We start from the raw sequence: 22369 nt of genomic DNA, 5'->3' as shown, positions 1-22369 counted from the left end.
GCAATTTAAATTTATTATTTCATCCGTTATCCATATTGCTTGGTTAGATATGAATAAATTAGTTTCTGTGTCTTTCTGCACCATGTGATTAATTGCTTATTTATCTTTAATTATTGCTGATATACAGTCGAGAATATTTGCAAATTAGCCAATTTTCAAAAATTATAATAATGCATATAAATCCTGAATCAATACCAGCATTTATCCTAAAATATTATAAAATAAATGCTTATAATCAATTAAAGTGATTGCTAGCTCAAACAAAAAATCACTTCGTTGTATGGAAGTGATTTGTGTGAACTAAATGTATAGATTCAAAAGAAAAGACATTTTAAATACCTACTTTGCCTTCTTCATCTCTTTTCTTAAATACTTCTTTAGCTACATTAACTGCATTCAGTACTCTTGGAAAACCCACATATGGTAAAGCCTGAATGAAAGTTTCAATGATTTCTTCTCGAGTCAGGCCCACATTCAAAGAACTATTGATGTGAAAGTGTAATTGCGGTACTGTATCGCCTTGCGTAAGCAAGCTAGTGATAGTAATCATTTCTCTTTGTTTTAAATCCAGAACCCCACGTTCATAGATGTCACCAAAAGCAAATTCAATGATATATTTACCTACATCTTCATACAGACCTGCTAATGAATCAATTACAGCCTGACCACCCACTTCGTCCACTTTTGCCAGATTTTTTAAACCTGTTTCAAAACGATTTAATTCAGCCATTTTGTTTCCCTTTTAAGTTTTGATTACAGATTTAGGATAAATGCTGGAGTTCACTCCACGTCAACACCATTTTTTAGTAATTTGAAAATTTCAAAATATAATAGCAATTACATAAAGTAATTAAAATATAGATAGCTAATATGCAATATTCAATTGGTCAATTTTCAAAAATGTGTGGTCTATCCATTGATACACTTCGCTTTTACGAAAAACAAGGATTAATATTTTCAACTAGAGATCAAAATAATCGCCGTGTATATACGGAAAAAGATATTGATTGGGTGAAGTTTATCCTCAGACTGAAAAAAACTGATATGAGTATAAAAAAAATGCAGGAATATGCCAGGTTGCGCTATCAGGGAAATAAAACTATACCACAAAGAATAGTTCTACTTTTTGAGCAATTGGATTCTTTACATCAGGAACAGGATAAGCTTAATGAAAACATTAAATTTATCGAACATAAAATTAAAAGTTATCTCGAGGTAACCAAATAAATAAAACTAAGACTGTAAATTCATAATTTTAAAACATTGATTATTCAGTAAATAAAACAGCTATTACAAATGGAAGTTAAACAAATGCGTTAACTTCCCAACTAAGTAGGATACTTTATTAAAAATGATACTGTATATCCAGAATAACAGATAATTATATGCACATATCGTAAAATACTGAGCCATTATTTTGGTTGCCTGACTGGAAATGTTAAAAGCTTATACAAATAGTCGGAAGCGGATTGATGGCCGTAATGGTCAGGTACTTAATGCCACTGGATGAGGGGCAGAAACTCAGTATTTGAATACTAATTGTCAGCATTTTTATAAAGTACCCAAAAGTAAAACCATTTTGCCACGATATTCACGCATCAACAGTACAATATCCACGATGAATCGCTCTATACGACTCTACAAGTATATTACAGATAATGCATAAAAATTTTATCGAATATTCGCCATCGCCTAAACGAGCTAAACTCAAGTCGCTTTTCCAAAACAATATTCCCATTTTGGCAACAAGACTAGCAAGTAAAGTTGCTATATTTCGGCGGTTTATTTAGAGTATGTATCCAGTGTACAAGATTGAAGCTAAACAGAGATGGCAACAGGCATTAGCTGATCATTTTATATATCTTTACATTAAAATATATTTGTAAATATAATTATTTTTTCTAGTTATATTTTTAATAGATAATTATGCCCAAAAATATATTGGCCTTTTTTAACAAAGGAAAACTAGCTAAACAATTACTGATTTTAGTTGCTAGTTATACTGTTTTTATTATTGGTATATTGGGATGGTATTTTTTCAATACTTGTGATCAGGCCGGCTCTTGTGCATTTATTGCTATATGCGCACTAATATGTTTTTTTGTCTACCTCATTATTATTAATGTCAGTACTTTCAAAGCTATTTTTTTTCATTCAGAAATGAATCCATCGCCCTCTTTAAAAACATTATCGGTGGGTCTGATTCTGTCTGTCATCCTGCTTTTCTCGTCTTGGTATGGTGGAAAATATCTAATAATCTGGTCAGGCTTTGAAATCAGCCCAGATTCAATAGCAATATTTGTTTTTACAGCTATCCTTTTCTTTTTCTTATGCACTAGTATCTGTTTTTTTATGCTATTTCTGGCTAAACTTGCTAATAATATTTATCTGCACATTACACATAAATGTCTGCCTCACTAAACTAAAACATACAGCCTTCCTAATTTTATTTGTTACCAACAACCCTATTGTTAATCAACAATAAACACACTATATAAATCCTATAATAGATTGTATTAAGACAATATACTGAATATAAACCTTTAATGCATAATATTAAAAATTTAATGCTAAATAATTTGAAATTATAATATTTTATATTAGATATTGCTTAATATAATTTTAGTTATATAATGTATTACCTTTTCTTAAAAACATAACTTCAGACTTGTTTGAATTCAGAGAAGGGAAAACAAATTACAAAGGAGAAAATAGAATGTATTCTATTGATTACAATAGTTACCGCTCTGTTGGCGGTTTTAACCAGCGCGTACGCTTTCTAGTATTACACTATACGGCAGAAAATTTTGCAGATTCTGTGAAATCTTTGAGTGGCTCAGCTACCAGTATTCATTATCTCATACCTGATGATACTGAACTCAGCTATCAAGCAGCAGGTTTTAATGAAATGCGGATTTTTAATCTAGTCTCAGAAACAGACCGTGCATGGCATGCTGGAGTTAGTAGCTGGCAAGGACGTAATAATCTTAACGATACATCAATTGGGATCGAAATAGTTAATTTAGCTACTGATAATAACGGCATTTTTACTTTTCCACCTTATAAGCTCAATCAGTTTAAAGCGATTAAAGAGCTTTGTTTGAACATTCTGCAGCGTTATCCGGATATCAGTCCAACGAATGTTGTTGGTCACTCCGATATTGCACCTCAGCGTAAAAGCGACCCCGGGGCAGCTTTCCCATGGAAAGAACTGTACGAAGCCGGTATAGGCGCATGGTACGAGACAAAAACAAAATTACATTTCGAAACTCGGTTCAGAAAACAAGGTATTCCAGACAATTCAGAAGTATTAAAACAGTTAAGCCGCTATGGCTATGATATTACCGGAGCAGATACCAATGCAGAACAGTTCATTAAGTTAATCCGAGCTTTCCAGCTTCACTTTCGCCCCAAAAAATATGACGGAAAACTAGATTGTGAAACAGCAGCTATTTTATATGCACTGGTGAATAAGTATTTACCTGCACAATAAATCATTGCCATATAGAAAAAGACGTTAAAAACAATTATTTTTCTTCCACGAACCACTTGGTATGGTTCGTGGTTTTTCAATAATCCTGCAACTTTTCTAAATTCTAATCTTTACTTTACAAGCGTGTTACCGATAATACGCCTTTGACATCACTTAAACTGCTCAACACGCGCGGTAAATCATTTACCTGATGTACTTCAACAGTAAAACGCAACTGAGCTTCAAGATCACGTGAAAGGGTTTGTACAGCGGTAACATTAAGACGGTTCCGTGCCAGTGTTTCTGAAATATCACGCAGTAGCCCACTGCGATCACGTGCACGAATTTCAATATCGATAGCAAAGACCTGATTAGCTGAATCATTGGCCCAAGAAGCAGGTAATACCTTATCAGGTGAAATTTGCGCCAGATACTGAAATGAAGAGCAGTTACTGCGATGAATGGAGATACCTCGTTCACGAGTCACGAAACCAATAATGTCATCTCCAAAGGCTGGTTTGCAGCATTTGGCGAGCGTGGTATAGAGACCAGCCTCACCATCCACCAGCACACCACCGAAATTGTTTTTAATTTTACTGCGTTTGACCAGATGGTTTTCTGTAACCGGTGTTTCCGGTTTTTCCATCATGGTATCAACCGCTTTCTGAATCATGCGGCCGGATACCTCTCCATGCCCCATAGCCAGATATAAATCATCTACACTGCTAAATCCAAGCGCTTCCGCCAATTTATGCGTGTTAGGCTGTACCTGTAGTTTAACCAGCTGCTTTTCCAGTGCTGTACGACCGGATTCTCGTATCGATTCTCCATTCTGCTGACGGATAAACGCCCTGATTTTGCTAATAGCTTTATTGCTCTTCACCCATCCGTCATGCAACCAGTTTACAGAGGGCTTACCTTCACGTGCAGTGATGATTTCCACGCGTTGGCCATTTTCAAGCGGTGTGGATAAAGGCACAATCTGTCCGTCCACTTTTGCGCCTCGGCAGCGGTTACCGATGTCGGTATGCAAAGCATAGGCAAAATCAATCGGGGTAGCACCGGCTGGTAAAGAAAATACTTTGCCATGCGGCGACAGCACATAAATGGTATCGTTAAAGAGTTCTGTCTGAAATGCACGAGACAAGTCTTCACGATCGTTGCCGTTTTCGGCTAAATTTTCACGCCAATCAAGTAGCTGACGCAGCCAGGCAATTTTGTGCTCGTAAGCCTCATTGCCTTTACCACCCTCTTTATACCGCCAGTGTGCAGCCACGCCGAATTCGGCATAGCGGTGCATATCAAAAGTACGTATCTGGATTTCCACCCCTTTGTCTTCCGGCCCCACCACAACAGTATGCAGGCTCTGATAATCATTGGGTTTGGGATGGGCAATATAATCGTCAAACTCGCCCGGAATAGGCTGCCACAGGCTGTGTACGATACCCAGCGTTGCATAACAGTCGGCTACAGTATCGACTAAAATACGCACAGCACGAATATCATACAATCCGTCAAAACTTAGTTTCTTCTTTACCATTTTGCGGTAAATAGAATAGATATGTTTCGGCCGACCCGCTACTTCAAAATGCATATTCAGGCGACTAAGCTGTTGTTTAAGGGTATCTACAAAGTGCTCAATATAATCCAGCCGCTCAGTGCGCTTTTCATCTAGCAAACGTGCAATTTTTTTGTATTCGTCTGGATTCTGATAACGGAAACTTAAATCCTCAAGCTGCCATTTCAGTTGCCATACACCAAGCCGATTGGCCAGTGGAGCAAATACGGTCATGGTCTCCTTGGCCACAGCCTTTTTCAACGCTTCATCGGTTACCTTGCTCAGATAATTCATGGTCTGCGCACGCATTGCCAGCTTAATCAGCACCACGCGAATATCAGATACCATTGCAAGCAGCATCTGGCGCATGGCTTCTGCCTGCTGCTGGCGCTCTTCCGTTGTAGCCAGCGGGCTGATACTGACAAAATAGGTTAGCTTCTGCACCTGATACAAACCAGCCACCAGTTGCATTACACTCTCACCACACTGCTCTTTTACGATGGTTTTCCAGTCAGTCACGTAGTTGGGCAGGCAACTCAGTAAAGTAGCGACCACTGCATCGGCCATTAAATCCATATCCGCTACGCTTTTGGCGGCTATCATCAGATTGCTGCACAAGTTTTCGCCACAAAAGGTAACTGCATTCTGCGGATACCCACTATCCATCAAAGCCTGAGCATGCCGTAGCATTGTCGCCATAGCTGGAGGCAAAGTGGCAATATATTCATCCAACCAAACACATGGCGCATGGGCGGGTGTGGCGAGAAGAGTATCAGGCGTGCTAACCATGTTATCAACCTGTTGATTTGTGTAAATTATGCTGGCAATTGTACCAAAAGCCACAAGTTTCTGCTTCAGTATGGGCTGTAGAAAAACTCGAATAGTGATATTATGCGCACCTTTCGCATACACTATATGCAGATAACCTCGCTCGTCCTGCGTTTATAGCTTTCGCATATAGTCTTTATTTTTAAAGGATTTATAATGCAGACTCACCCTGAAGTCATAGGTGTTGAAGCGCTGGCTGCAAAAATTCGCAAAATTCCAAACTGGCCGCAGGAAGGAATTTTATTTCATGACATTACACCGGTATTGCAAAGTCCGCAGTATTTCCGCCTACTGGTTGATTTAATGGTCTATCGTTATATGGATCAGAAAATTGATGTAGTAGCCGGTCTGGATGCACGAGGATTTATTATCGGTGCAGCATTAGCTTACCAGCTTAATGTTGGGTTTGTTCCCATCAGAAAAAAAGGCAAATTACCTTTCACAACGATTGCTGAAAGTTATGAGCTGGAATACGGTCATGCTACTATCGAAATGCATACAGATGCTGTAAAACCCGGTACTCGAGTACTGCTGGTTGATGATCTGGTAGCTACCGGCGGCACCATGACTGCAGGTGCCAAACTCATTCGCAAACTAGGTGCAGAAGTTGTTGAGGCTGCAGCCATAATCGAATTCACTGATTTACCTGGTGGAAAGAGAATCCGCAATGAGGGTGTTCCTCTATTTACCCTGTATCAGAATTCAGGTTCTGTGGAGCAATAAATTTTTAAGCCAGTTTTACTGAGATGCAAAAAAGCAGAGATAAATATCTCTGCTTTTTTATTGATATATGATCAATCAGTTAATCTCAAGTACAGGCATAGTTTTTACTAATTCATCCACCGCTTTAACCTGAGCCAAAAATGGTTCCAGCATGTCTAGCGGCAAGGCACTCGGACCATCACAACGTGCTTTATCTGGATCAGGATGAGCTTCAAGAAATAATCCAGCCAGCCGTGTGGCCATACCGGCCAGAGCCAAATCCAGCACTTGACTGCGACGACCACCAGAAGCAGCTGCATCTGCCTGCCGTTGCTGCAACGCATGGGTAACATCAAATATAATCGGCAAATCGGCACAGATTTTTTTCATCACCCCAAAGCCAAGCATATCTACCACCAGATTGTCATAACCGAAGTTGCTGCCTCGTTCACACAGGATCAGCTGCTGATTGCCCGCTTCGTAGAATTTATCAACAATATTCTTCATCTGGTGCGGACTCAAAAACTGCGGCTTTTTGATATTCACCACTTTACCCGTCTGCGCCAGTGCCACCACCAAATCAGTCTGGCGAGCAAGAAATGCCGGCAACTGCAAAACATCTGCCACTTCTGCTACCGGTGCAGCCTGATACGGTTCATGTACATCCGTAATTACTGGTACACCAAATTCTTGTTTTACCGCGGTAAAAATTTTCATACCTTCATCCAAACCCACACCACGGTAGGAATGAATCGAAGAACGATTGGCTTTATCAAATGATGCCTTGAACACCAGCGGAATGCCCAGTTTCCGAGTTACTTCAACATAATGCGCACAAGTACGTAAAGTCAGATCCAGATTTTCTAGTACATTCAGGCCACCAAACAGCACCAGTGGCAAATCATTGGCTACTGAAATATTACCAACATGAACAATCTTGGTCACAATCAATCCTCACTCAGGTTCCGGTACGTGGACATCAGTGCCCAGACCAACATAAACCCGCATTCTACAAAATAGTTTGCTCAGCGTCCAAATCTCATTAACCGCGATAATCATTAACTGAATTCAAAATTAAAATACAAAAATAATGTTAATTTTACGTTTTCATAACATCACCACCGTTTTCAGTATAGGTTTGACTACTATTTTCGCGCTACAATAGCTAAAATAACCGGCCAGTAATCACCCGACATACCTTTTATCTTTAGAAAACGCCGCACTAAACATAACCCTACAGGATTAATCTTGATATATATCTCGCAGAAACGCCTGCACGGGCTGCTACAGAGTATATTGCTCACCACCCTTACCTCAATGGTATGGGCGGCCAGTCTGCCAGCAGACAGCGATGATATAGAAGACGACATTCCACCACCGAAAACCGGCTTACTGCACCGATTACTGCATCCACACCAGTATCGCGAAGAACACAAGCATCAACCGCCGAAAACTCCGCGGGTACCTGTCACTATTGATGTCAATAATTCTGCGCTGCAAAAATTAATTACAGACCATCTGCCACTGATTACTCAGCAATTGATCGAAGACCTTGATGATGAGCAGCTTGGATTCTTGGCGGAGGAAGCACCTCAGCAAACGCAGACCATGCTTGAAACAGAGGGATATTTCAATGCAAAAGTCAATCTCGAAAAACAAAGAGATGGCTATCTGATACATATCGACTCTGGCCCCCGTACTCAAATTGAAAATGTCAATATTTCGTTGAGCGGCAACGTTACAGCAGATGACGACCTGACCAATTACTACAAAAGCGCCGTTGACAACTGGGTACTACCAGTTGGTGACCCTTTTACTCAGAGCAACTGGTCAGCCAGCAAATCTTCGGTACTCTCCGCCATCGTGCGTAAAAAATATCCATTGGCCACCATCAGTGCCAGCCGCGCCGCTATTGATCCGCAAAAAAATTTGGCTGACCTTTCACTTACTGTAGACAGCAAACAGCCTATCTATTTCGGCGATATACAGGTAAGCGGCAACGAGCGCTATCCGGTGTCTATTGTTACCGGAATGGCCGGTTTCGGCCCCGGATCACCTTATGATCTGGACAAACTGCTTGATTATCAACAAGCGTTGGAACAAGACAGCCATTATGGCAATGCCGTCGTCAGTGCCGATTTCGACCACATGGTAAATGACCATGTACCTGTACTGGTAAAAGTAAGCGAAATGCGTCGTCAGAAACTGACCTTTGGTTTACGTTACGACACCAAAAATGGTCCCGGATTCCGCGGTGGCTATGACCATTACAATGTGTTCCATAAAGGCTTTGTCGGCTCCACCTTGCTAGATACCGACCGCTACGAAACCACCTTTGGTTTTGGCCTGAGCCAGCCGCGCAACAGCCGTGGCCATTACTGGACCAGTAATCTCAACTATACTTATTCTACCGTACAGCATCTGGAAAGCCGTGCCCTGTCTAGCGGCATCTGGAAAGTACGAGACCGCAACGGCATTGACTCCCGTATTGGCGTTGAATATATTACTGAAAGCAGCAAAATCGAAGATGGTCCTGAGCTTGGTCATAGCTATGCCACTATGCTGACCGCTTCTTGGAAACGTCAGAATATTCAGACCCAGCTAAGGCCAGCCAATGGCTATTATCTGGAAGGAAAAATCGGCACAACACTGGGAAAACTATTGGCATCCGCTTCCATGCAGCGGGTAACGGCCAGCGGTGGCTATTACTACACACCGGAAAACAAAAAATACGGCACCTGGGTGCTACGCAGTCAAATTGGCTATGTGCATACCGGTGATGCAGTCAATGTCCCTTCCATTCTCATGTTTCGTGCCGGTGGTGCCGGCAGCGTTAGAGGCTATGAGCTCGATAGCATTGGTATCAAAAGCTCACATAATTCCGTATTACCCAACCGTACACTGGCCGTAGCCAGCGTGGAATACCAAATTCCGGTGTACAAAGATTTTGCTCTGGCTCTATTTCACGATGCCGGTTCAGTGTCCAAAAATTTCAGCGACATGCAATGGCGTCATGGCTCTGGTTTAGGCGTACGCTGGTTTAGCCCCGTCGCCCCCTTTGCCTTCGATATCGCCTACGGCCATCATGATAAAAAATGGCGCTGGTCTATCAGTTTGGGAACAAAATTCTAATGGCTGAAACAATACTTCACTCAGGCGAAACTTCAGCCAAACCCGCAACCACTCCACAGCCACCGCGGAGACCACGTTGGAAAAGCTGGCTAAAAGCCAGCCTATTCACCCTGCTTGGCCTCATAATCATCATCATCGCCTTAATGTGCTGGCTGGCCGGCACCGAATCCGGTCTTCGCTTCAGTGTTCATACCGTACCTAAATGGTTTGGTGTACACATCAGCACCCAAAAACTGAACGGCACAATTTGGCAAGGCTTTGCCGGTTCAGACATCCATGTCAGCCATCGCGATTTTGATTTAACTATTGATAAACTCCAGCTAAACTGGAACAACCGCGAATTATGGCAACGACGATTTCATGTGCAGCTGCTGGATATTGGCAAAATCAACTACACCGACCACAGCGTCCCCACACCGAAACCAGTTCCCACACTGCCTAATAGCATCAATCTGCCTTTACAAATTCAAATTGATAGCATCCAGCTTGGCAGCTTCACCCTCGGCAAAAAACAGACTCCGGTTTTGCTCAATAGTCAGGCCAGCTATACATATGATTATCGCAAGCATCAGCTTGTCCTCAATCAACTGAATACTCCATGGCAGAACCTTCAAGGCAATATTGCCATTGCCACTCAAACACCGTTTGCACTGAACGGTCAACTAAATGGCAACGGCACGCTTGATAAAACCGCTGTAGAAAGTGCCGCCTTGATTAAAGGCAGCCTAGCACAGCCCGACCTATTTGCCCGTCTGGATGGCGGAGATATCCATTTTCGCACTCATGCCATTCTCAGACCTTACGCCTTACAGCTCAACCGCAAAATAGTCAGCTTCAACCTACAAAGCCGCCATATCAATCCTGCTGCCTTTAGCAGCAGCCTTCCTTTTGCTGATCTTAATCTCAACTTAGACCTCACTCCCGTTAAAAACAGCCAGAACCAACTGGCCGGCCACATCAAACTAGGTAACGAACAGCCACGTGCCTTTAATGATGCTAAAAGCTCCGGTTTACCTATCCGCAGTATTGAAGGCGATATCAACATCGACAGTAATGGCAAGCTTCAGTTACCTGCCCTGACCACACGCCTGCTTCGGCAAGGGCAAATCATCACCCGCGGCAGCATAGACAGCGCTGCTAAACAGCTGGACATCAATAGCCAGTTGTTACGAATCTATGCAGATGACGCCTTGACTACACCATTGCCTGGTTCGCTCAATGGACACATCCGCGTATCTGGCAGCTTCAACGGCTTAAACACCCAATGGCTGCTGTCCAGCGAAAAAGGCAGCAGCGATGGTTCCATTCAAATCATTACCGATGAACAAAAACATCAACAGACCTTGATACTCGACAAACTGAACCTCACCCCGAATAAAGGTGGTAGCTTTAGTGCCAAAGGCAGCCTAGCACTGTATCAAAATCAAGCCCTGCAACTGGCTATAAACAGCAATAATTTCAACCCGTCCAAAGTCAACTCCAGCTTTCCTGCCGGCAGCATCAACGGCCATATCAACGTCAGCGGTCAGCTGGCACAACAACCGGCCATTAAAGCAGACATGCTGTGGCACAACAGCATACTCTCCGGTGCAGCACTTTCCGGCAAAGCCATAATCCGCTATCGCAACCAGCATCTGGAACAAGCCAACATCAATCTCAACGCTGGCCGCAACCGTATACTCACCAATGGCAGCTTCGGCAAAACCGGCGATAAACTCAATCTCGATATCAACGCTCCTGATATCGGTCTTTTTGGATTCGGCCTCAAAGGACTACTCAACACCAAAGGCTTTATTGCCGGTGAACCGAAAAAAATTACCGCCAACCTTAGCGGTGCAGCCCGTAACCTACAAATCGCAAAACTGCTTAACATCAGCCAGCTGGATTTCAAAATTATTGGTTCTCCCGATATTACCCAGCCATTACAGCTAAACATGGCTGCAGACCACATATACATAGCCGGTGGCAACGGCAGCAAACCAACTATAATCAACAACACCGACATCAAAATTAACGGCCGCGGCAACCAGCATCAGCTACTAGGCAACAGCAGTCTGTCACTCGATGGCAAATCCTATCATTTGAGCATTAATGCCCATGGCGGAATGGATAAGAATTATCAGTGGCGAGGCCGTGTCAACACACTAGATATCAACGGTGCCCTCAATCTCAAACTGCTCAGCCCCATTCAACTTGAAGCCGGAGCTGAACGCGTCAATATGCAGAACGCACGTTGGGCAGCACTGGGTGGCAGCCTCAGCCTCAGCAACCTCAATTGGGACAAAAACAAAGGGCTGATTACCCGCGGCACAGCCAGCAATCTCGCTTTGCGCGAGTTACATAGCATCGTCGAATTGCCCGTCGAACAAAACCTGATAATTGGTGGCGACTGGAATTTCAGCTATAGCCGTAACATGCAGGGCTATCTGAAACTGTATCAGCAGGGCGGCGATATCATTCTACCGCAGCACCAGCAGAAACTGGGTCTGCAAAATGTCCGACTCGATACCCGTTTCCAGAATGGTCACATCGATAACCACCTCAGCGGCCTCACCCGCTATGGCACCACCGATGCCCTACTCATCATTACCCCTGCCGCCAACGGACAAATTAGTAATGCGCCCATCAGCGGCCATATTAAAATAGACAGTCCTGATCTCAGCAGCGTACGCAATCTACTGCCCATTGGCATGCAACTCAATGGTAGCATGCACACCAACGCAACCATCAGCGGCCATCTGAACGAACCATTACTAAACGGCACACTCATCGGCAACAACCTTTATTATCGTGATCAGTCTAATGGCACTATTCTCGAAAATGGCAGTCTTAGAAGTCATTTTCAGGGTCGTCGCTGGCTTATAGACAGCCTCACCTTCGCCCGCCGCGACGGTACTATCAAACTCAGTGGTGTCGTTGACATGACCAAACTTACTCCAGACATTAACGTCACCGCCCATTTTGACCACTACAACATCTTTGACCAGATAAACCGCCGTCTTACCCTCAGCGGCAATACGCAGCTGCTGTATACCATCGCCCATGGCATCGTCCTGAATGGCAAACTCAAAGTAGACAAAGGTTTATTCGGCATGCAGAAATCCGGCATGCCACAACTAGATGACGACGTAGTTGTTCTAGGCCGTGAAAAAACCACCGAACAGCAGCGCGCCACACCCATCCGTCTCAATCTGGATTTAGATATGAACAATGCCTTCAGATTCAGCGGCGAAGGATTAGATGTTTTATTAGGTGGTCAGCTCAACGCCAGCGCCAATCCCGGAAGCACCATCCAGATTGTCGGCACTGTGAATGTCGTGCGCGGACAGTATAAAGCCTACGGACAAGATCTGGTCATTCAGCATGGCAGTACCATTTCCTTCGTCGGTCCGATGGACAACCCCAACCTGAAAATCCGTGCCAAACGCCGATATTCTCAGGTGGGAGCAGGAGTTGAAGCACTGGGTCGCCTCGACAGCCCACGTATCAACCTTATCGCCAACGAAGCCATGAGCGAAAAAGACAAACTGTCATGGCTGATACTCAACCGTCCCAGCAGCGGCAGCGCCGGCGATGAAGCGGCCATTGCCGCAGCTGCCAGCGCATGGCTGGCCGGCGGTCTCAACGATAAACTTGGCCTGCTGGATGAAATTGGCCTAACCAGCCAGCAAACCCGCAATAGCCAAACAGGCGAAATGAATCCGGCCGAACAAGCCATTACCATTGGCAAACATCTTTCCAACAACCTGTATATTAGTTACCTTTACGGAATCGAAAGTGCTACGCAAACAGTTAGCATTACCTATCAGATCAGCCGAGCTCTGCAAAGCATCATACGTGTAGGAACAGGCTCTGCAGGTGGCGAAATCCGATATACACGACGTTTTGATTAATTATTAACTTAAATTAAAGTTAAATTTATGTCGAAAATTAATCTGCTTATTTAGCATCGAACTGCTGTATCCATCAAAAATTATAGTATATTATTAATATAACCTTTAAATATGTTAAAGAAACTAGATTTACATAATCAAGATAAAAATTTTTGGATTGGGACCTTAATAAGCGCTATGTTGAGTATACTAGCCATATATTATGCTACTTATTATTACAGAGTTCATATACATGGCATAGAAACCTCAGCCACTGTAGAAACCGTTTATAAATATCAAAAAAAGGGGACAGATTATTATGAATTAACAGCCAAATATCTCGATAAAAACAATAACGTTGTTATTAGCAAAGATATTACAACCGGGATAAATGTTCACGAAGGAGAGAAAATCAAAATTCTTTATAATAGATATTCTCCTGAAATTGCAGATATTAAAGACAACAATCTAACTAAAATAAATTTTTGGGTGTATTTTGTTAGCGCAATTTTATTGAGTTGCTGCACTGCATCTGTATACAGGGAAAACAAACAAAAACATAATTAGTTTCTACAAACATTCAAATATAGACACTAAGCCTCAGTAAACACCAGTATGAAAAAACTTTAATCCCAGATCACTAAAATATTAAATTTTTAAAAGCCACTCTATAAGCAAGAGCAAGATTAAATAAAATATCCTATTGAAATATAAAATTATCTCAAATATTTACAAAAATCACCATAGTTCATAATTACGTATTTATATACTAGTTAAATATTCTGTCTAATTAAATATTCTGTCTAAGCCAAACCTACTAGCCAAACAGAATATTTATGAACCAATCATAGCCAGATAGTCAAAAAGCCGCCTACTTTAAAATTGATTTAACCCGGTTATCTAGCGCCAGTCGCCCGCCACCAGCCATAAAGAGAAACAAAAAAATAAAACAATATAATACTGCCTGCTCCCCATTATTTAACTGAGGAGTAAGTAAAGTATGCAAACCAGCAGACCGCGTATGAAAAAACAAATAAGCTACCGCCATCTGTCCACTCAGAACAAAAGCAGCTGGCCTCACAAACAAACCCAATAGCAACAAAACACTGCCCGTTAATTCCAGAACACCGGCCGCTCCCATCAGCGAAAACAGTGCCACAGACCCATGACCGTCAGTCATGGATAACGGCCACTGCCAAAATTTTGCTGTAGCATGCTGAATATATAAAAAAGCCGTAACCAGACGCAACACAGTCAAAGCATAACCATTGAAATCAGTATCAATTGTTTTCGTATTAATCATGGCCACTCCATTACTCATTTATTGAAAAGATAACGACAGTGTATTGAATTTACCATTGAGAAACGATATCATTTTTATAGAATAATTATTTCCTGTAAAGAAACTAAATGGACACCTTACAAAGCATGTGGGTATTTCGCTATGTCGTCGAACTCGGCAGCTTTACCAAAGCGGCTGAATTCATGGATATTTCCACAGCCATGGCGAGTAAGCACTTACATCATCTTGAAAAAAGCATCCAGGCCAAACTGCTCAACCGCACCAGCCGCCGTATCAGCCTCACCGAAGCCGGTCAAGAATACTATCATCGTTGTGTAGAAGCACTAGATACCCTTTCCGAAGCAAAACACATCGCACAGGCTGGCACCATCAAACCTCAGGGGCTACTTAAAATCACCGCTCCGAACTGGTGTGCCTCTCGCCATTTCGGAGAACTGCTAGCAGAATATCGGCGCCAATATCCCGAAGTCAGCCTGTCTATTAATCTCGACAGCCGCCGCGCTGATTTAGTAGCCGAAGGAATAGACCTTGCACTGCGAGTAACCAATAATCCTGAACCTAATCTAATCGTCAAACCTATCACCAAAATCGATTTCCTATGGGTTGCCAGCCCGCAATACCTGAAAAAATATGGTACGCCACATACCATGGCCGACCTCAAACAGCACTATGGGCTACTTCCCCAATACGTACATCTCGATCTCCCTCTGATACCGGCTTGTACAAGCAACAGTGCCCTGCTCATCCATCAAATGGCACTCAATCATATGGGACTAGCCTATTTACCTGAGTGGATGGTTAAAGAAGACATCGAAAATCAGCGCCTTCAAACCATTGATCACATTGCCTGCCCTGAAAGCCACACCCTGTATGCCGCCTACATGAATCGCGAATTTCTCAGTGCCAAAGTACGCAGCTTTATCGATTTTCTGGCACAGAAATTTGCAAATGAAAAAAACCACTGACATTTACATACAAAGGGGAAACAATATGATTAAAAACGACCAGGCCATCAGCTTTCTACAGCAGCTATTTCAGTACACCATCCAAGAAGCCAGCCCAATAAATAAAATGAAAGCATGGCTACCAGCACAAAAACCTACAGGCAAAGTAATAGTAGTCGGTGCCGGCAAAGCTGCCGCCGCCATGGCTGCCGAATGGGAAAGAATATGGCCAGAAAACTATCCACCCCTATCCGGAGTGGTTGTAACCCGTTATGGCCATAGTGTACCTACCAAACACATTCGAGTACTGGAAGCCAGCCACCCTCTACCGGATTCCGCTGGGCAAGCGGCTGCCGAAGCATTACTGCAAGCTGTAAGCGGACTAAACGCAAAAGATCAGGTCTATTATTTAGTATCAGGTGGTGCTTCCGCGTTGACCACATTACCGATTGCCGGTATCTCACTGAAAGACAAACAAAACATTAACCACCAACTGCTTACTCACGGCGTTCCTATCGAAGCCATGAATACCCTGCGCAAACATCTGTCACGCATAAAGGGCGGGCGCCTTGCAGAAGCTGCCGCACCAGCTCACATCACCACACTGGCTATTTCCGATGTGGTTGGCGACGACATCAGCACCATCGGCTCTGGTGCCGCCGTAGCCGATCCCACCACAGTTGCCGACATAAAACAAATCGTCACCCAATATCAGCTCGAACTGCCGCCAAGCGTAGCCACCTATCTAAATTCACCCACAGCAGAAACCCCCAAAAAGCTGGACAACAGTAGCGCTCATATCATCATCACCCCGCATCAGGCATTTAGCGCAGCACAAAAACAGGCACAGAATCAGGGTATCGACGTACTCTATCTGGGCGACCGCATAGGCGGTGAAGCACGCGAAGTAGCTCAGGTAATGGCCGGCATTGCCCAGTATCATCACCAGCAGCCACATAGAAAACCGCTGTTAATTCTCAGTGGCGGAGAAACCACTGTAACCCTCAAACATCAAGGACGCGGCGGACGCAACAGCGAATTCCTGCTTGCACTGGCTATTGCACTGAATGGCGCCTCCGGTATCTACGCATTGGCCGCTGATACCGATGGAATTGATGGCAGCGAGGACAATGCCGGCGCATGGTTCACTCCTGAGAGTCTGCACCATGCGCGAAAAATCGGCCTCAATCCCAATGAATTGTTGCAACAGCACCGAGCTTATGATTTTTTTGCCGCCACCAAACAATTACTGATTACTACCCCTACCCGCACCAACATCAACGACTTCCGCGCCATACTCATACTCTAAAAAATAAATCCAGACAAAATTTAGCCCGCTCCAGCATCGATTTAATAATAATTAATTAATAATCAATCTAGCAATACAAAAAGTTAATTATTATAAATCAGTTATTTATATAAAAAATTACTCGCTACAATGAATTATCGGTATATGCCGAATTTTTCTGGAGTAAATGATGCAAACCAATAAAGAAATTGTCACAGCGTTTCACCAACAGGTATTCGTAAATGGTGATTTATCCGACATAAATAAATTTGTCAAAGAAGACTACATTCAGCACAACCCGGAAGTAGCAAATGGCCGTGAAGGCTTCGTCAAATTTCTACATACCTTGTTGCAGCAAAAACTGCAATATGACACCAAAAACATCAGCGCCGATGGCGAAATGGTATATGTATTCTATAAAACCACTGATGAACAAGGTCATCAAAGCAAAACCTGTGATATTTACCGGTTAGAAAACGGCCAGATAGCCGAACACTGGGACGTAATAGAAGAAAATATCGAAAAAATAAAATCGGTCAACGGCAACAGTGTTTTTTAATTATTAACACCTGCCGCTAATCCATCAGGCCATACTGTATGAAATAGTATGGCCTAAAAAGTTAGATAAATACTAAAAGCAAAAACCACATACCTGTGTATACACTAAATTCTCCAGACCTTAGCAATCTAATTTTTTCTGAATTCACTTTTATGCACACTGCATCGCCAAATGGATGGCAAACTTAGCCAGCGATTTTTCCAATAGCAACTAAATAAAAGAGCGAGTTATTCACTCGCTCTTATTCACACCGATAGTTAGAACCATTGCCCGAAACGGCGAATATACCAGCGCTTCACCGTCTGCGTCACTACACAGTAACACCCCAGAGTCAACACCAGCCATGGGAAATATTGCCATGGCAATGGCGTCAAACCAATCCAGCCACTAATTGGTGAAAATGGGATATAAATACCTACAGCCATAATCAGCACTGTCATCAACAATACCGGTAAAGCAGCGGTACTTTGCACAAACGGTATTTTACGCGTACGCAGCATATGCACCACCAGCGTCTGTGAGAGCAGACCTTCCACAAACCAGCCAGAATGAAACAAATTCTGAACTTCCGGTGCATTGGCATGAAACACAAACCACATCAACGCAAACGTACTGATATCAAAAATAGAGGAAATTGGGCCAATAAACAGCATAAAACGGCTGATATTAGAAACATCCCATTTGCGCGGTTTGCGTAAAAATTCCTCATCCATTTTGTCCCATGGCAGGGAAAGCTGAGAAAAATCATACAGCAGATTCTGTATCAGCAATTGAATCGCCAGCATCGGCAGAAACGGTAAGAAAGCACTGGCAAACAATACTGAAAATACATTACCGAAATTGGAGCTCGCCGTCATATTCAAGTATTTAATAATATTGCCGAAGGTCTCGCGCCCTTTAATAACCCCTTCTTCCAGCACCATCAAACTTTTTTCCAGCAGAATAATATCCGCAGATTCCTTAGCAATATCAGTAGCCGTATCCACAGAAATACCCACATCGGCATCACGCAAAGCCGGCGCATCATTAATACCATCGCCCAGAAAACCAACCGTATGCCCATTTTCCTGCAACAAACGAATAATACGCGACTTCTGCAACGGCGTTAGCTTAGCAAACACAGTATGCCGTTCCAGCAGCGGTTTCAGAGCCTCATCACTCAAAGCTTCTATTTCATTACCCAGTAGTGGCTGGCCAGCTTCAATACCCACCTCATGACAGATTTTGCGCGTCACAATAGCATTGTCACCCGTCAGCACTTTCACCGCTACGCCATTTTCACTTAAAGCAGCAATCGCCTGTGCCGCACTGTCTTTTGGTGGATCAAGGAAAGTCAGAAAGCCGTATAAAGTTAGTTCAGTTTCATCTGCCACCGCATACTGTGCCTTCTGTTCCCCTTCTGGAATATACTTTTTACCAATAGCCAGTACGCGAAAACCTTCCTTATTGTAGCTTTCAGCCAGTGCCAGCAACTGTTCACGTCGTGCAGCATTCAATGTCAGATGTTTGCCCTGTTCATACACACAGCTGGAAATAGACAACATCTCTTCCACTGCACCCTTGCAAATCAGCACATGACGCTGCTTATCATCACGTAGCACAACAGACAGACGCCGGCGTACAAAATCAAACGGCAACTCATCAATCTTACGATAACCACCATCGTTAATCACTGCGCTGTTTTCCGGTTCCTGCGCAAAGCGCACAATGGCCTTATCCATCAGATTTTTCATACCACTCTGATAGGAGCTGTTCAACCATGCCAACTGCAATACTTCATTATCATTATTACCGTTAATATCAGTGTAATGTTCGAGGATGATTTTATCTTGAGTCAACGTACCGGTTTTATCAGTACATAATACGTCCATAGAGCCAAAATTCTGAATGGCACTCAGACGCTTCACCACCACTTTACGCCGTGCCATTGCCATCGCCCCCTTGGCCAGATTGGCGCTGACAATCATCGGTAACATTTCCGGTGTCAGCCCCACAGCCACAGCCAGAGCAAACAAAGCAGCATCACCCCAGTCACCTTTGGTAAAACCATTAATCAACAGCACCACCGGTACTAGAATCAGCATAAAACGAATCAGCAAATGGCTGACACTGTTTACACCGCGGTCAAAAGCAGTCTGGCTGCGTGTACCCACAATCGATTTAGCCAGTGAGCCAAAATAAGTATCACTGCCCGTGGCAACCACCACAGCTTTAGCGTTACCACTGACAATATTGGTTCCCATAAAGCAGATATTTTCTGCATCCAGCGGATTAGCAGAGACAGGCTTGTCGGCTGCCACCGTGCCATGCATATTCACCGTATCGGATTTTTCTACCGGAATAGATTCACCTGTCAGCACAGCTTGACTAATAAACAAATCGCGAGACTCAATTAAGCGCACATCGGCAGGTACCATATCACCAGCAGAAAGCAAGATAATATCCCCTGGCACCACTTCCTTAATCGGTACTTCTAGCTGCTCAGTACTGATATCACGGTGGCTACGGCGCAATACCGTGGCAGTAGTACTGATCATGGATTTCAGCGCCTGCGCAGCCTTATTAGAACGATATTCTTGCCAAAAGCTCAGCAAACCACTCAGCAGCACCATCACCACAATAATAAAAAGGCCACTTAAACTGGTTTCTTCACCATGACGCAAAGGAATCAGATAATCAGTAAAAAAGCTTACACCAGCCAGCGCCAGCAAGACGAAGATAAAAGGATTTTTAAATGCCAGCAACAATTGCAGAAACGCAGACGGAGCTTTATCGTGCACCACATCATTGCGACCAAAATTGGCCAGCCGTTCCTTAACGTCATGCTCGGTCAAACCACTCAGACTGGTCTGTAAATTAGACAGCGTACCATCAAGACTGTTGCGCGACTCCAGCACAGCCTTAATATCCACTGGTTGAGAAATGATTTTTTTTAATTTTTTCATAAACAGTACCTCACCGGCCATGCAGTTTCCCGGTCGGTAGATACTGTAGACTAACCCGGAAACCTCAACGGCCTAGTTGCAGTTGTGGTATCAATAAAATAAACGGTCGACTCGAATCTTCTTCCATTGTTTTATTCCCGGTTAAATAATCAGAAACTCAATGCATCGCATTAAGCTCAGCAAATACTAAAACATCCATCTCTTAAGCATTATGCCTTTTGCGTATAATTACTTAAAAGACAGAAATATTTCAGCAAGATAGCGTTTATACGGATTTGCAATGATAGCGTCAACAAAATTTACGCTATTCAAAACAAAAAACAATATTATTCACACTACACAAAATTCATTACAGTATATTCACCCAATCCAAACATACATAAAAATAAGTATGACCACCCTTTATTACAGAGAAAACCTGAAACCATCAGATTAAAACAGACTGTTTTGCACTGCATTCAGATAGCTGTGCAATGGTTTAGGAATACCATAAACAGCCAGATTTTCTGGTGCCACCCACTCACCTGCTATCCTTGCCGATACCGGCGCTTGCTCACCAGCCACAGCTGTTAACGGCAGAATCATCAACTGCCGGTGCGTCAGACGATGTTTAATTTCTGTGCCTTCAGTCAAATCTTCCGCCTGTATACCGAAATCACAGGCAAGTGCATACAAATCATCCAGACTCTCGCTACAGGGTACACACCATAAACCACCCCAGATCCCTTTAGCCGGCCGCTTAGTTAAAAACACCGCTCCAGCACGATTACGCAATACTAGCCAGTAAAGCGCCACATCCTTAACTGCTACTGCCGCTTTCCTACGTGGCAACTCAGCCGTGCGGCCTTGCAGATGGGCCAGACAAATATCATTCATCGGGCAAACAGCACATACCGGCTTCAATCGTTTACATACCGTAGCACCTAAATCCATCAACCCTTGAGTATAAGCCGGCATATCTGCATCATTCTGTGGCAGCAGAGCTTCAGCCGTTGTCCACAGTTTTGCCTCAAAAGCTTTATTGGCCGGATCACCATCCAACGCAAACAAACGGCACAACACCCGCTTCACATTGCCATCTAAAATAGTTTCCCGTGCATTAAAACAGAACGCAGCAATTGCTGCTGCAGTACTGCGCCCCACTCCACAAAGCCTTTGCAGCTCTTTTCGCTCAGACGGAAACACACCACCAAACTCATTTACCACCTGTTGCGCAGCTTTGTGCAAATTGCGGGCACGGCTGTAATAGCCAAGTCCCTGCCATAGACCCAGCACCGCATCTTCTTCCGCAGCTGCTAGTGCCTGCACATCGGGAAAAGTAGCCACAAACCGCGGGTAATAATCCAGCACCGTCGCCACCTGAGTCTGTTGCAACATAATTTCCGAGAGCCATACCCGATACGGCTCCCGCGTCTGCCACGGTAATCCATGCCGGCCATGTTGCCGCTGCCATTGCACCAACCGCGGAGCAAATTCAGACTTCAAAACTTCCTCATTTCGCATACAACCAAATCTTAAAATTTATCTATTAATTAATGAAATATCAATCTCAGACCTTAGACCACCAATACTGGTAACCATAACCCTAAAACAAGCAGCCATACCTGAAAAAGTAAATTGTTTACCTTCACCACCACAACATCACAAATAAAGAAAAAACAACATAAGAACAGCAAACCAGCCATATACCAACACCATTCTTATTTATACACAATATCAAACATGATAAAATGTAATTAAACGTTAATTTAACAATGCATTTTACA

At 43.3% G+C, this 22369-nt stretch carries 15 protein-coding genes; 9 read left to right on the top strand and 6 right to left on the bottom strand.

What is annotated here, in order from left to right; genetic code table 11:
- Nucleotides 1-331: 331 nt before the first annotated feature.
- Nucleotides 332-730, bottom strand: a complete 399-nt coding sequence (locus J3U64_RS09270; protein ID WP_100141208.1) for a carboxymuconolactone decarboxylase family protein — start codon at nt 728-730, stop codon at nt 332-334.
- Between the two features lie 140 nt (nt 731-870).
- On the opposite strand from J3U64_RS09270, the gene J3U64_RS09265 reads away from it, so the two are divergent.
- Both J3U64_RS09265 and J3U64_RS09260 read left to right on the top strand, forming a co-directional pair.
- Nucleotides 871-1227, top strand: a complete 357-nt coding sequence (locus J3U64_RS09265; protein ID WP_267409028.1) for a MerR family transcriptional regulator — start codon at nt 871-873, stop codon at nt 1225-1227.
- Between the two features lie 1489 nt (nt 1228-2716).
- Nucleotides 2717-3493, top strand: coding sequence for an N-acetylmuramoyl-L-alanine amidase (locus J3U64_RS09260; protein WP_267409027.1), 777 nt, complete (start codon nt 2717-2719; stop codon nt 3491-3493).
- A 115-nt stretch (nt 3494-3608) separates the two neighbouring features.
- On the opposite strand, the gene J3U64_RS09255 is transcribed toward J3U64_RS09260, so the two are convergent.
- Nucleotides 3609-5819, bottom strand: coding sequence for a RelA/SpoT family protein (locus tag J3U64_RS09255; RefSeq protein WP_267409026.1), 2211 nt, complete (start codon nt 5817-5819; stop codon nt 3609-3611).
- A gap of 195 nt (nt 5820-6014) precedes the next feature.
- Here J3U64_RS09255 and J3U64_RS09250 point away from each other — a divergent pair, with 195 nt between their 5' ends.
- Nucleotides 6015-6581, top strand: coding sequence for an adenine phosphoribosyltransferase (locus tag J3U64_RS09250; protein WP_100141203.1), 567 nt, complete (start codon nt 6015-6017; stop codon nt 6579-6581).
- 75 nt (nt 6582-6656) lie between these two features.
- On the opposite strand, the gene kdsA is transcribed toward J3U64_RS09250, so the two are convergent.
- Entirely contained in the window at nt 6657-7496 is an 840-nt protein-coding gene (gene kdsA, locus J3U64_RS09245; protein WP_267409043.1) for a 3-deoxy-8-phosphooctulonate synthase, read from the bottom strand.
- Between the two features lie 381 nt (nt 7497-7877).
- Between kdsA and J3U64_RS09240 the strand changes: the two genes are divergently transcribed.
- From J3U64_RS09240 to J3U64_RS09230, 3 genes are all read left to right on the top strand, one after another.
- Nucleotides 7878-9692 carry an autotransporter assembly complex protein TamA gene (locus J3U64_RS09240; protein WP_370389961.1) on the top strand — a complete coding sequence of 605 codons (1815 nt, stop codon included), beginning with the start codon at nt 7878-7880 and terminating at the stop codon, nt 9690-9692.
- A complete protein-coding gene (locus tag J3U64_RS09235) occupies nt 9692-13585 on the top strand; it encodes a translocation/assembly module TamB domain-containing protein (RefSeq protein WP_267409024.1) in 3894 nt (1297 codons plus the stop codon). The genes J3U64_RS09240 and J3U64_RS09235 overlap by 1 nt, the downstream gene beginning before the upstream one ends.
- Before the next feature lie 111 nt (nt 13586-13696).
- On the top strand, nt 13697-14131 hold the full coding sequence (locus tag J3U64_RS09230; protein ID WP_267391952.1) for a hypothetical protein: 435 nt from the start codon (nt 13697-13699) through the stop codon (nt 14129-14131).
- Nucleotides 14132-14435: 304 nt separating this feature from the next.
- Here J3U64_RS09230 and J3U64_RS09225 read toward each other — a convergent pair whose 3' ends face one another.
- Nucleotides 14436-14867: a DoxX family protein gene (locus J3U64_RS09225; RefSeq protein ID WP_267409023.1), complete on the bottom strand. Its 432-nt coding sequence runs from the start codon at nt 14865-14867 to the stop codon at nt 14436-14438.
- Nucleotides 14868-14974: 107 nt separating this feature from the next.
- On the opposite strand from J3U64_RS09225, the gene J3U64_RS09220 reads away from it, so the two are divergent.
- The 3 genes from J3U64_RS09220 to J3U64_RS09210 all read left to right on the top strand — a co-directional run bounded on the left by J3U64_RS09220 (nt 14975) and on the right by J3U64_RS09210 (nt 17658).
- Nucleotides 14975-15832, top strand: coding sequence for a LysR family transcriptional regulator (locus tag J3U64_RS09220; RefSeq protein ID WP_100141200.1), 858 nt, complete (start codon nt 14975-14977; stop codon nt 15830-15832).
- Between the two features lie 25 nt (nt 15833-15857).
- Entirely contained in the window at nt 15858-17120 is a 1263-nt protein-coding gene (locus J3U64_RS09215; RefSeq protein ID WP_267409022.1) for a glycerate kinase type-2 family protein, read from the top strand.
- Between the two features lie 169 nt (nt 17121-17289).
- Nucleotides 17290-17658: a nuclear transport factor 2 family protein gene (locus J3U64_RS09210; RefSeq protein WP_267409020.1), complete on the top strand. Its 369-nt coding sequence runs from the start codon at nt 17290-17292 to the stop codon at nt 17656-17658.
- Between the two features lie 257 nt (nt 17659-17915).
- Here the strand turns inward: J3U64_RS09210 and mgtA are convergent, their stop codons facing one another.
- Nucleotides 17916-20624, bottom strand: a complete 2709-nt coding sequence (mgtA, locus tag J3U64_RS09205; RefSeq protein WP_267409019.1) for a magnesium-translocating P-type ATPase — start codon at nt 20622-20624, stop codon at nt 17916-17918.
- Between the two features lie 411 nt (nt 20625-21035).
- Complete coding sequence (gene mutY, locus J3U64_RS09200; RefSeq protein WP_267409018.1) at nt 21036-22106, bottom strand: A/G-specific adenine glycosylase; 1071 nt, start codon at nt 22104-22106, stop codon at nt 21036-21038.
- Between the last annotated feature and the right edge of the window lie 263 nt (nt 22107-22369).

This window comes from Snodgrassella sp. B3800 (genome assembly GCF_026535865.1).
In the GTDB taxonomy this organism is placed as follows: domain Bacteria; phylum Pseudomonadota; class Gammaproteobacteria; order Burkholderiales; family Neisseriaceae; genus Snodgrassella; species Snodgrassella alvi_E.
The sequence above is the reverse complement of the archived record's forward strand: the minus strand, read 5'-3'. Positions and strand labels throughout refer to the sequence as shown.

Bases quoted from the DNA above. Each gene is read 5' to 3' on its own strand.
- J3U64_RS09230 (WP_267391952.1), top strand. From the start codon at position 13,697: ATGTTAAAGAAACTAGATTTACATAATCAAGATAAAAATTTTTGGATT.
- J3U64_RS09255 (WP_267409026.1), bottom strand. From the start codon at position 5,819: ATGGTTAGCACGCCTGATACTCTTCTCGCCACACCCGCCCATGCGCCA.
- J3U64_RS09260 (WP_267409027.1), top strand. From the start codon at position 2,717: ATGTATTCTATTGATTACAATAGTTACCGCTCTGTTGGCGGTTTTAAC.
- J3U64_RS09240 (WP_370389961.1), top strand. From the start codon at position 7,878: ATGGTATGGGCGGCCAGTCTGCCAGCAGACAGCGATGATATAGAAGAC.
- J3U64_RS09235 (WP_267409024.1), top strand. From the start codon at position 9,692: ATGGCTGAAACAATACTTCACTCAGGCGAAACTTCAGCCAAACCCGCA.
- mutY (WP_267409018.1), bottom strand. From the start codon at position 22,106: ATGCGAAATGAGGAAGTTTTGAAGTCTGAATTTGCTCCGCGGTTGGTG.
- J3U64_RS09270 (WP_100141208.1), bottom strand. From the start codon at position 730: ATGGCTGAATTAAATCGTTTTGAAACAGGTTTAAAAAATCTGGCAAAA.
- J3U64_RS09250 (WP_100141203.1), top strand. From the start codon at position 6,015: ATGCAGACTCACCCTGAAGTCATAGGTGTTGAAGCGCTGGCTGCAAAA.
- J3U64_RS09225 (WP_267409023.1), bottom strand. From the start codon at position 14,867: ATGATTAATACGAAAACAATTGATACTGATTTCAATGGTTATGCTTTG.
- J3U64_RS09265 (WP_267409028.1), top strand. From the start codon at position 871: ATGCAATATTCAATTGGTCAATTTTCAAAAATGTGTGGTCTATCCATT.
- J3U64_RS09210 (WP_267409020.1), top strand. From the start codon at position 17,290: ATGCAAACCAATAAAGAAATTGTCACAGCGTTTCACCAACAGGTATTC.
- J3U64_RS09220 (WP_100141200.1), top strand. From the start codon at position 14,975: ATGGACACCTTACAAAGCATGTGGGTATTTCGCTATGTCGTCGAACTC.
- J3U64_RS09215 (WP_267409022.1), top strand. From the start codon at position 15,858: ATGATTAAAAACGACCAGGCCATCAGCTTTCTACAGCAGCTATTTCAG.
- mgtA (WP_267409019.1), bottom strand. From the start codon at position 20,624: ATGGCCGGTGAGGTACTGTTTATGAAAAAATTAAAAAAAATCATTTCT.